The 12,171-nt window shown below is 60.2% G+C and carries 5 protein-coding genes; all 5 read right to left on the reverse strand.

Translation table 11 applies throughout. The annotated features are described in order from the left end of the window. Positions 1-22: 22 nt before the first annotated feature. The 5 genes from FHT86_RS10440 to FHT86_RS10460 are packed head-to-tail and all read right to left on the reverse strand — an operon-like array spanning position 23 to position 12,170. On the reverse strand, positions 23-5,257 hold the full coding sequence (locus tag FHT86_RS10440; protein WP_183868785.1) for a hypothetical protein: 5,235 nt from the start codon (positions 5,255-5,257) through the stop codon (positions 23-25). Further along, positions 5,257-7,926, reverse strand: coding sequence for a hypothetical protein (locus FHT86_RS10445; protein WP_183868605.1), 2,670 nt, complete (start codon positions 7,924-7,926; stop codon positions 5,257-5,259). Before FHT86_RS10445 ends, FHT86_RS10440 begins: the two co-directional genes overlap by 1 nt. Positions 7,927-7,929: 3 nt before the next feature. Next, entirely contained in the window at positions 7,930-8,436 is a 507-nt protein-coding gene (locus FHT86_RS10450; protein ID WP_183868607.1) for a hypothetical protein, read from the reverse strand. Then, on the reverse strand, positions 8,437-8,976 hold the full coding sequence (locus FHT86_RS10455) for a hypothetical protein (RefSeq protein WP_183868609.1): 540 nt from the start codon (positions 8,974-8,976) through the stop codon (positions 8,437-8,439). Then, positions 8,976-12,170, reverse strand: coding sequence for a hypothetical protein (locus tag FHT86_RS10460; protein ID WP_183868611.1), 3,195 nt, complete (start codon positions 12,168-12,170; stop codon positions 8,976-8,978). The genes FHT86_RS10455 and FHT86_RS10460 overlap by 1 nt, the downstream gene beginning before the upstream one ends. Between the last annotated feature and the right edge of the window lies 1 nt (position 12,171).

Raw genomic sequence — 12,171 nt, forward strand, 5'->3', positions numbered from 1 at the left:
CAGGCCCCTCCCGCGCCTCAAATCAACGCCCTTCGCCACGTAATTTTGCGAGCCGCGCTTGAGTGGCGTCGTGGACGATCTGCGGATATTTCATGAGCATCATACCGCGCGCCGCTTCCCGCGACTGATTGATGACTTCCGTGACGACGTCCCGCCGCGTGGTGTCTGGCCACTGCCGATAGTCAGGCGACTTCACGATGGCATCGAGGCGCATTTTGGTCATGCGGCCGGCGATGCGCGTGAAGTCGTCATATTCGCCGTCTGTCAACGGAACGTTCCTGATGCGACGCTCCGGCTGTGACGGATAAATCCCAAGCTTCAACATCGTCTGATTGACAGGATCGTTACTGACCTGGGTCTCGTAGATCGCGGTTATGCCCTTTCCGATCGCGGCGTCACGGTTCGGCATGGGCTCGCCCCAAATATCCCGACGAGGATAAAGCGTCTCCGATAGGCCGGGGATTTTTGCCTTGATCGCATCCATCACCGTGCGCGACTGGCGGGTGTAGGGATCGATCGCGCGGTTCACCTGTGAAATGCCCACTGAATATGGGACGAATGACGACAGGAAGTTGCGGATATATGCCTCGCCATAGCGGCCAGGATCTTCCACGGCCTGCATCAGCTCGGCCGGCCCGCGCATGAAGGATTCATCCAAGACGTTCTGGGTGAACGCGTGCTGAAGACGAGCGGCGGCCTGCAGCATGTCCGCCTGTCCAGCGGCGTGCGCTACTTCGTACATGTCGGCCGAGACGCCCATCAGCATGCCCATGGGGCCAAGACGATGCGTGTCGTACCAGATATTCCCGATCCGGACGGAATGCGCCTGGTTGCCCGCCAAGCGCCACATAGCCGATTCTTTGGGATCGGTCGGGCCGGAGCCGCTAATCAGACCTTCCGCCGCCAGGCTACCGAAGCCGATAGAGAGCGCGGTCCCGACGAGCATACGAGCCTGCGCCCGATCCTGCGCGATGGTTCCATTCTTGCCCGTGAGATCCGCGCGAATTTCAGGCGCAAGAATTCCGACCGGCGTCCGCTGGATAATCGACTGATCGATGACGTTGCCGGCGATGTGCACGAACGGGTCAATGAATTTCAGCAGCGGGAAGCCAAAGACTTCCGTGTTGGTCACGCGGCTGACCGCACGGACGAGCTCGCTGCCATGTCCCATGAGGGTAAGCTGCGTGGCTTCCTTTCGTGCGCCCTCCATCATGTCGGCCGGCGGGTTTTGCCGAATATCGGCTACGCGAGCGTCAAAGTTCGTGCCGCTCAGTCCTTCGCTGGACGCCATACGATACGCGCGGGCGTTCAATTCCATGCTGTAGTTCATGGAACGGAAAAGGGAGTGGATCGCCGCGATGAAGCGACCAGGCAAACGGATGGCCGAACCGACCGGAAGCACCGGAACACCACGGACGGCGAGATCAGGCGTATACCCGAGCGGGCTGTAATGAAGCCCCAAGAGCGGAGAGCCTTCGATGCCGCCTGCTTTCAGGAGCGCGCCGCCGGAAATGATGCCGTCTCGAATGCCCCGCACGAGGCCAAAGGCAGAAGCCATCGCGTCGCCGAAGGTCGCGGCCTCATCCATCATTGCCGGCTGGACAAGCTCACTGCCGGGCTGGAATGGCAATGTGTCAGGCTTTTGCCCTTGAGCGAAATTCTGAAACGCTTGCTTGGCGCCGGGCGGAAGCTTCCGAAGATCTTCACCAGGAAGGAGGGTCGTGACGCCCGTCTTCAACGACTCGATAGAGGCTTTGATCGCCGCCGGCGTGCCAGAGACGAGCCCTTTAAGCTGAGCACCGACTTCACCAAGGCGTACCGTTTCCCCTTCCCGGCCAAACTGACGACGAATGGCGCCGAGCGTAGCGGCCGCGATCGTCTCGGGTCCAGCTTTCTCGAGTGCAAGGATCGTATTGCCGACCATGTACGTGGTGTGGGTCGCCGGGCCTGAAATCAGACCATTGATCCAATATTCCAGCACCATGCGGCCGAAGGAACGCTTCTGAGCATCCCGCATGAATTTGGACACCTTGGCCGGCGTGTCGAGTTGCGCGCCGAGCTTGGCCTCCTGGCGCAACTGGAAGAGCGTCTTGCCCGTTGCAGTCTTGAGGAAAGCGTCGACGCCAGCGGCCTCGTCCTGTCCGGCGATATTCCGAAAGGCGCGGAGCGCGCGGCCAGCTTCCGCAGTGATGCCGGCAACCTGCCCCTGGATCATCTGATGGCGATCCTTGGCCAGCGCATAGGCCATGACATCCTCATCGGTGCCCGTGGCTGCCTTCTTCATGGCGGCGGAAACGTCGGTCGCGGATTGCACGAGAAGCTTGCGGGCAGCGACAATCTGTTCGGCGTTGAACGCCTGGCCGATGCTGCGGCGCTGAAGCTGCTCGAAATCCATACCCAGCGCATCGGCCAAGTCCATGACCTGACCGTCAGTCACCACGCCACGACGATCGCCTATGAAATCGTCGTTCTTGTCGGCTGCATCCCGGATAGCTCGAGCGACATCTTCACTCGTGGTGAGGTTTTCTACTCGGATGTTCCCGGCTTTGTCGAGGAAGGGGGATTGGTCTGGTCCGAAGAGGGTTGTTGGAGAGGGCGCAAGTTCAGACCCAACAGGTTTGCGAGGTACGGATCGCTGTTCGGATCCAGATACGGCGTTTCCTGCTGACCCTGTGGCGGTTCCGCTCCATCCTGGAACGCCAGCGCCTTTTCCCCCAGCCTCATTTCCGCGCGGGATGAGCGGGCCATGTTCCTCGCCACTTGGGCCGCCTGCGGCGAGAGTGTCGGGTCCGCCGCCACCTTCGTCCACTGACCGTAATCCGTCTTCGCTCGGTCCAGCTTCTGCTGAACCGTTAGCTGCGGCTTCTGTGCTGGCTGATCTGAGGGCGTTTTCGAGTTCATTGATAATCTCTGGCGGCTGCTGGGTAATATAAAGCTGTTTTTCGGAATTGATACGGTCAATTGCAGCATCAGCTTCGTGCGGCTCAATCTCTGCTGCGTCTGCCTCATGGATATCAGCAAGCGACGGCTGAGCGGCCCGCTCCGGCGCAAATACCGTCCTCTGCGGTTCCGTCGCAATAAGCCGATCGAAGACATTTCGAATATCTTCGTTGATCGGCTTTCCGAGCCCGCGCAATGTGTCATAGAGCTGCGTCAGCCAGTTCTTGAACTTAGCGAATACGGAAGCGAGTTTCGGCGACGGGGCAACGCCCTCGCGCATATACTGCTCGAAACCACGGGCGAATTTCTCATGTTGTCGGGTTTTAATTCCCTCGGCATCATCGACGCCAAGCCACGAGCGCACCGTCTGTGCGTCGGTCTTGAGATCGGTCGGTGCCAACTCGTGACGGTCGTCCCGCATCAGCTCCTCAAGCCATTGGTGGCCCGTTTCATGGATGAAGGTCGAGGCGTTGGCATCGCGCATCAAAGTGATGACGGGCTTGGCGTCTTCCTTGATATTGATCTTGCCGCGGGCGCGCTGCGCAAGCTCCAATTCCTTCGGCGCCTTCGTCTGGCGTCCCTGGCGGACTTCTGGACCTTCGGTATTATAAAGCTCTTCCGGCGTGCCAAGCGCCCCGCCGAAGCGATCGGCACGGGTCTGATAGCGGGAGGCGAGCAACTGCCCTGCGGCTTCCGCCTCTTCGACAGGTCGACCGGCCTTCACGAGCTTCTGAGCGATGTCATTGGCGATGTAGGCAACCTGCTCTTCCACGGGGCGCGGCGTGGACGCTGGAAGCTCCGTCGTCGGTGTCGTGGCGGCCGTCTCTGGATTTACAGCCGGTGCTTCCGCTTCAGGCGTCACGGCCGGCTCTGCGGCAGGCTGCGCAGCGGCTTCTTCCGGCTGAGCCACTTCAGGCTCAATCCCCTGCCCGGCATATTCAGCAGCACGGCGATATGCTGCGGAAACCTGAGGAGCGAGATCGCGCATTTCATAATCGACGGCCAACATATGTTGCCGTGCCATCTGCAGGTCAGGCGTTTCCTGTGCCCTACCCTCGGCAAAGGCTTGCTGACGATCTTGCAGCGCCTGGTACTGCGATTGGGTGTCCCTGATCTGCGCGCGCAATCTGCGGGCCTCGGCGCCGCCGCTGTAGCCGTTCTGGCTTTCAACGTGGGCATCAAGCTGAGCCTGCAATTCCTGCTGCCTGGTCTGAAGGGCGTCAAACTCTTCCTGCGGCGGATTGTTATATTCGGCAATCCAGTTCCGGAATTCCTCGCGCTGCTGTGATAGCTGGTCGTACCGTGCGAAGGTGTCGGGATCGATACGACGGGCGAGCGAATGCAGATCCGCCTCCGGCTGTTCGCCGATGACGGATTGTTCCGTGCGCGCGGTATCCTGCGCAGTCATCGCGGCGGCCGGGTCCTGATCATGGACGCCGTGGAAAACATCTTCGGTGATGCCGGGTCCCATGACCTTCGTATCTGCGGCTTGCGCAACCGTGGGGCCGCTCTGCTCGACTGGCTCCGCGGCTGCCGGCGCTTCAAGACGAGGTCCGATCGCGGAAAGGACAGGACGCGCGCCTAAGCCAGTCAGTGCCTCGCCAAGTCTTGTCGGCTGATTGAAGACGAGCCCGAAACCGGTCGCCACAGCGATCTTGCGCCAATCGAGATCGCCGCCCTCAACCTTTTCATTGCCGATTTCCATACCGCCCATGGCAGCGCCGCCGAATACACGGGCCGTCATCGGGTTGGCGAGGATGCGTTGCAGGGCGGTCGAGTTCTCCGGGATTGCGCCGCGCGCGAATCCGCCTGGGCGCATCGTAAGTGCATAGGGAGCAATGCCGCCGAGGAAGGACGCAACCGGGTGCTGTTCCTGATCTAGCTTCTGCTGGCGGTCGTCTTGGCCGATGGCCTCGCGCCAGGATTCGGGAAGCTTGGAAAGTGCCCAATCCTGCGCAGCCGAAATAGCGGACGCGCCGCCAATGCCACCGACTGCGCCACCAACGATACCGCCAACAACAGCGCCGGCGGCCGTACCGAGGACCGGGACCGCGCTACCGATCGCAGCACCGGCGCCGCCGCCAACTTCCGCACCGGCGCCAACGGCGGGAAGGCTGCCAAGAGCCGGGGCAATCCCGCGTTCAGCCGCACGGGCAAACGAGCCCATAATGCTCGAGGCTTCGTGCGTGTCAGGCCCGATGGCATCAAACGGATTGCTCGACGCCGTGCTGCTGGGATCTGGCTGGCCGCCGCTCTCATTCCCCCCGATCTGATCGAACGGGTTTACGGACGTGCCATCATCAAGGCTATCTGCCATTAGCGAACGTGACCTATGCTGTTATGTAGAATTGCACCATTTTGACGATCCTCCTTCGATAGGACCTTGACGGGTGGCGGCTTCTCGCCCGCGTCGGTGTGCAACTGCTTTATGATTTCAGACCCTTCGTATCCGGCCTTGCCGAACTTCGAATTGTTGAACATCTGGATATTCTCGGGCGTCGGATTTGTGAGGAGCAGATTGACGGCAGCCGCCCATGCTGGTCGCGGGAATGGTGTTCCGTCCTGCGCCGCCGGCGGCGTCCCGATGATCTGTGTCCAAGCCTGCGGGTTGACATTGGCAGGCGCCGCGGGGATCGGAGCGTTCGGTTGCTCGTTGGCGCCGCCGGATGACTGATCGGTCGCGGCGATTTTATCCTGCGCCATCTGCGTCGGACTGCGCATGCCATCGATCATTTTATCGATGTTGTCTTTCGTCAGAAATTGCCACGGGTCTTTCCCTTGCTTTGTCCAGGCATCATAGGAAGCCATGAACTTCGGGACGAACTGGCTATTAAAGATCGCCTCGCCCTTTGGGTCGCGGATCTTGATCGGGCCCGTATCGTCTTCGAATGAAAGGCGGCTCTTTGCGTAGTTGATGAATGACGCGCGAGAGGTATTGACCGCCTGATCGTCAACGCTCTTCTGCCCCATCTGGAGCGTACGCGTCAGCTCGCTAACGCCAGATAGCGTAAGATCGCCGCCTGGACCGGCGCGCTGCATGAGCTGCACCGGATCGCTGATGCGGTTCGGGTCACCGACCGGCGCGGTTACCTGCTTGAATGCACTCCAGAACCCGGGGCCATAACTCTGCGTGGCTTCCTGCACGTCACTGCCGCTGCCTTTGAGCGCCATCTGATGGAGAGCATCACGCGTGCGCCAATCAAGAGTCGGATCTTGCGCGATGTTCTGGACAATGCCGTTGTAATTTCCGGCCTGCATCTGCTGGACATACTGATCTGCGGCGTGATCGTTCTGGGCTTTCTTCGCGCGTTCGTCAGCCTCCTGAGCGATCTGCTGGGCGGCCAAGGTCTGATTGATATAGGTCAGAGCGTGGGCGCGCGCCTCCGGCGACAGGTCCTTGTTATCCATGACCGTCTGGTACGCATCAGCTTTCAGCGACAACGGCTGAATAGGCTGCTGGGCTGCCGACGATGTTGCGGCCGGGAGTTGCGGCGCCTGATCGGCGGCCGTGCCAGTCGGCGCCCCAGGCAGCGGAGTGACGCCGGACAACGCCAAGAGCTGAACGGTGGAGACATCGGGGGCCGCCGTCGGCGTCACGCCCATGTTGGGAAGCGCGGTACCTTGCGGCGAAGCGCCTGGTACGACGTGGGTGGCGCCCTTGACCCCATTGTATTTGTCCGCCCACATCTGCGTGAACTGAGCCGCGGTCATATCCTCACGGCCACCGTTCTGAATGATGGCATTGGTGCCGACGAGGCTAGCAGCGTTGGCGTTCGGATTGTTGAGGAGTTTCGTCGCGCCGCCCGCGCCCTGCTGGTGAGCAAGGTACAAGTCCGCTCCAGTAGGATCGCGGCCAAGACCAAGGCGAAGCTGTTTGCCATTCTCTACGGCGAGCCGAGCGGCCCCATCAGCGGAAGATTGCAAGTCATTTGGGTTGACGCCCATGTGCGCGGCGGTGGACGGGACGAATTGGAAGTAGCCACGCGCGCCGGCGCTATTCGCGCCGAGATTTCGCCCGCCGCTCTCGATCTGCATCGTCTTTCCCAGGAAGCCAGCCGGCAGGCCATATTGCCCCTCGATGCCCGAAAAGAGTTTGCTTGCGGGCGTTGCGCCGCCGGTAGTCGTCGCGGCCTGGTGCGCGCCCTCGATCGCCTTCGCGCCGGCCTGCTGGCCAATCTGCTGATCAGCTCGAGCACGCAAGGAGTTGGCGACGTTGTCATACAGAATTCCGGCGGTTTCCTTGTTCTGATCAAGGATACCAAGTGCTTTAGCCGGGTCTTTCACGCCGATCGAATTGACCTGGGCAACGAGTGCATCGCGCTTGCCGCCCTCTACCGCGGCATTCCAGACGGGATCGCCTTTCGTCGCGCCCTGCAATTCTGCATTCTTCACGCGGGCGTTGATGAGATCAGACGTTCCATTTGCGACAAGAGTCGGGTTGTCGGCATTGGCCGCGATATGCCCGATCGCAAGCGTCTCAGTATCCTTATTGACCTGACCGTACCAAGCGTTCGCCTGCTGGTCCGAATGCTCCCCGATCTGACCGATCGCCATGGCGCGATACCGGCGCGAGAAGTTATCGAACTGGAGCTGTTGCTCTGGCGTGGTCAGCGTCTTGCGGGTGTTGGCAAGAGCCTCGTCGAGTGCGCTCGATACGGCCGGTCGCTGATCCAGCGCCGCGCGGCCTTTCGTCCCTAGAAAGCCGGTATCGGGCACCATCTGCCCATCTTGGCCCGGGACCATCTTATTAGGATCGCCGTGGAGGAGCTTATTGACCGTATCCTGATAATTGTTCGCCGCATTGTCAGCAGCAGCCTGCCCATAGAAAATGGAAGCCTTGAGCGCGCCCTGGCCGAACTGCTGCAGCCCCTGCGCGATGTCGCCACCGAACTGGCCCGCATTGGTCTGGATGTGCTGATAGTCATCCGGGGCCTGAACCTGCGGCGCGACCTCGGGAATACCACCCTGATATGGAACTTCAGCCATGGATTATGAACTCGCCTGCGCGCCAGTCCACTTGGAACTGATGCTTGAAGCATTGCTGAGAAATGAGCCGGTCGCGCCAATTGCCGCGGCGATCGGAGCCTCGGCGGCCTGCGTCTTGTCGAGCTCGGCCTGCGCCTGGTAATTGGTGGATTGCGTCCGATAGCCATAGGCCGATAGTTCGGCGTTGTGCATAACGGTGTTGGTGTCGAGCTTGCTCTCTTCGCGCTGCGACTGCTGGACATCCACCGCGGAACCACTGTTCACGTCGATACCGTTGGCCGCCTGCGCCGCGATGATGCCGCCGGCGACTTGCGCACCCTTTTCGCTTTCGGCCTGCGCCTGGGCTTCTCCAGCCTCGGTCGCTTGTGTGGCGTTCTGCTCGGCAATCTTTGCGTTGTTCTTTGCGACTTCGGCCTGATAGTTGGCCTGGTTCGCTGAAGCTATGCCGCCGAAAACCGATCCGACGGCCGACGTCGCGGCGCCGACAATTCCTAGTGTGGCCAAGCACATTTAAGCGGCTTCCTCATGATGATAGCCCATGGCAATTGCGAATCCATTCCCGACGGGCACTCTGATGTCTTGACGATTTTCCATGTGCCGCATCAGGACTTGGCGATCTTTCTTCGAGTTCGCCGGGGCGCCCGGGCCATCGTCCGCGACGTGAAAGCCAAGGAAAATTGCAAGCCTCTTTGCGGCCTCGTCGCCTTCAATGATCGTGGTCGCCAGCTCTCGCTTTACGACCATGATTTCGGCAAGCTGCTTTCGCGCTTCCTTGACGATGGCAACCGGGTAGCGGAGCGCTTCATTGGAAAGCGCCAGCCAGACAAAGCCAGTCGGCGAAGCCACGGTACCGATGATCCCGCCGAGACCGGCCAGACGACCTTCGATCATCCACGCCTTGCGGAAACAGGACGCATCGAAGCATCCTCGCATCTGCCGGTGAGTGCCGAGTTGAACCCGCGCGATGGCCTGCTGATGCTCTGTTCTCAGGATGCGGACCATCTGGCCACAATGATATGGCTTCGCTTCCTCGATCGAGAATACCGGCATCAGCGGCCTCCCTGTCTTTGGCGTGGCGCTGCTTGCGTCTCCGGCGTATCTCCACCCAATACTTCAGGAATGAACGCTAAGACATTCATAGGTAACGGAAAATCCTGTTGGATAGCAACCTGTCCTGGTGTCTGGAAACCGCCACTGACCGGGATGCGAATATCTCCGGTAAAGAGAGGTTTTGTGGTACTGTTGTAAGGCCTCTTCGGCGCGCTTGGCGGCGGAATGACATCAGCCATCTGTGACCATGTTGTCGCGATCCGCGCCGGGCTTTGTGTCGAGCCATCCGGTTGATTGGAGCCGATCACCATTCCCTGTGACGCTTCAACCCTCGCGGTTACATCGCCGATCTTCTTTCGCTGGCCCTGGACCGTCGGCTGCCCGACGTCAAGATAGAGGCTTTGCAACTGTGCCTGATATCCAAGCCCTACCGTCGCCGACGTGGCGGCCTCGGGAAGCGTCACGATGCCATTCGCCGGAACGACTGTCGGCGGGATGACATTGCCATCTGCGATCCCCGTCACGGTAGCGCCGGCGAGATGCGTCAACCCGCCGAGGGTAGTGGTGGGTGCGGTCAGCGTCCAATTGCCCGCGGTCTGCGGTTGAATCTGCCCATTGCTATTTGGAAGCAAAACCGTGATCGGCGTCGAAATATCGGCGACGACCTGCGTGGCACTCACAAAGGTTTTGATCGTCGCAATGCCGCCGCCTATGCGAATAACGTTGCCGACATTGCCCGAAGAGAAGATTCCGGCGCTTGCCGTGAACGTCGCGCTATTGTCGAGCAGCAATGTTGCCGAAGCGCCGGAGCCGCTATTCGCCGGGTCGGAGATGACCAAGGCGGGGTAGACGTACCCAGATCCTGCACTGGCAACTGCCGCCCCCACGATCACACCGTTGGTGATCGTGAGATTGACCACAGCGCCAGAGCCTGGGCCGTTGCCATCATCATCGACGACCGTCGCGACAGTGGCGGGGGAATAACCCTCGCCGCCGATGAGACCAGTCACGCCAGAGATGGCACCGAGTCCCGTTGCTGACGAGCTCGTCAAAGTGGCGTTCGGCGTTGGCTGCGTCAGTGACAGGCCGCAATCCACGCACCATGTATCCTCGATCGCGTTCCAGATGCGATCATTCATCCGCTCGATCATGTATGCGGTCTTGCCGGCGATAAATCTCTGGACCCCGACATAGAGCGCGTCGACAGGGGGCTCCGTAACCGAGCACACGGTCTTATAGAGGCCGTAGGTATCATGGCGCGACCAGCCGGCGACTTCCTGCGGCTTGTTATAGGTCAGGCTGAGAAGAACGCCGTCATTCCGAACAGACCACAGGATCTTATAGGGCTCTTCGCACCAAGCATGCTCTCGGATCGTGAAGCCCGTGAATAGCTGTGACGAGTTCTGCGTAAGGTCTTCACCGGTATAGATATTCGTGAAGAAGTTATAGGAAAGGTCGCGGTAGATCGAACCCTTTGCCTGCACATAGATCACGTCATAGTCGATCTTGATCGGCGGGACGGTCGCAGAGCAACCGTTATATGCCTGTGGCTGCGCCTGCTGGTTCGATGGCGTGATGGGCTGCGGATTGAGCGAACTGCCGCCAGCGCCCGTCAACTGCCAGGCAGAAAGGCCGGTCAGGACGACGAGGCCGCCCGGCATACTTATCATGAACTGAATGCCGTTCACTTCCACGGACCAAGGCGTTCCGATGATGGCATCATTCGGGATCGTCGGGATACGGGAGTCGAAATTGCGGAACGATCCCGGTTGAGACATGAAATAAGTGTCGGGCTGGTTCAGCGTATAAGCGTAGACGCGCCTCTCCTGAAAATAGGCGACGACTGCGGGAAACGTCCCGGTCTCGGGGCCGACGATCAGGGTGGCCGTAGCGCCCGATCCCGTGGTGTTGGGAACGATCGTCACCGTGTCGGTCGGAAGGTAGCCTTCACCAGCCTGAACGACGATAAAGCCCGTGACCACGCCGCCTTGAGTGATCGTCTCGATAATGGCGCCGGAACCGGTAGTCGTATTGATGACGGCGCCGGCCGCATCATAACCAGATCCCCCACTGGTGAGATTCAAGCCAATGATCTGCCCGCGGGCGAACGGATTCTTGTGGGTCGGCGGAACTTGCGTGAAGTCCGGCAGGATATTGCTGTCGGTAAAAGAAAGGCCGAAGGAGCGGCCGGCAAAACCAAACAGCGAACCAAGGGGCGGGAAATCCCCAAAGCGCGGCGAGGCTTTGTAGACGTTGTATTCCGTGACGCTCGGCACATAGCTATAAGTGATCGTCACGCTCCCGGCAGATGTGGCGATATCTCCTACAGGGCCAAGTGTTCCAATGTTCGAAGCGATACTTTCCGAACCGTCTTCGGGGCTAATGGCTGTGACGACATATTCGTAGAAGGTATTGGTTCCGTCGCCGCCGACGATCGTTATCGTGGGCGTGCCTGAAGGTGGGGAGATATTCGGGCTGGTATCGAGAGCGGTCAGCGTCCAATTATCATCCGCCAGGCGTGTCAGCTCTTGCGGCGGGTATTCAACGAGTGTCTGCTGATTGACACAGCATAGCGACATGACGTCGGCCGACTGCGTGAACTTCAGATATTCAAGGTCGGCTTCCGAGTAGATCGTCGCCAAAGTGAAGATGCGCGCTGCTGCGCCACCGCCGGTGAAAGCCGGGGCTGCAGTCGTGTCGATGGGATTGCCGTATGCATCGCTCAGAGCAAACGTCGTAGCATTCAGTTCGGTCAGAACAACGATATCGCCGTTGAGCTGCGTCATCCCACCGATGCCTGACAAGGAGACCCAATCGCCCGTGGCATATCCCACAGACGCAACCGTCAGGACTGCGGGGCTCGCCTGCGTTATTCCCACGATGGCTTTGGACGGCTCGACAACATAGGCGCCATTCGATATGACGCGCATGTAGAAGTTGCCGAATTCCAGAGCCAAGCCCTGGTTGATATTGAACTGGAAAGGGATCAGGCGGGGAGGAAATGCGCGGCCTGTCTGCTTGGAGAAGCCGACGAACGCTGTACCGGCGCGCGAATAGGAGCCGCCGCGGTAGCCGACAAACATGTTCCGCATCGTTGACGCGCCGGAATGCGTTCGCGCAAGGTCGACATGTCCGAACAGGCTCGGGGAGACCTCACCAGTGGTGAAGCTCGACTGAATGACTGAGGTTGCCATG

The organism is Rhizobium sp. BK313 (assembly GCF_014193655.1).
Classification (GTDB): Bacteria; Pseudomonadota; Alphaproteobacteria; order Rhizobiales; family Rhizobiaceae; genus Rhizobium.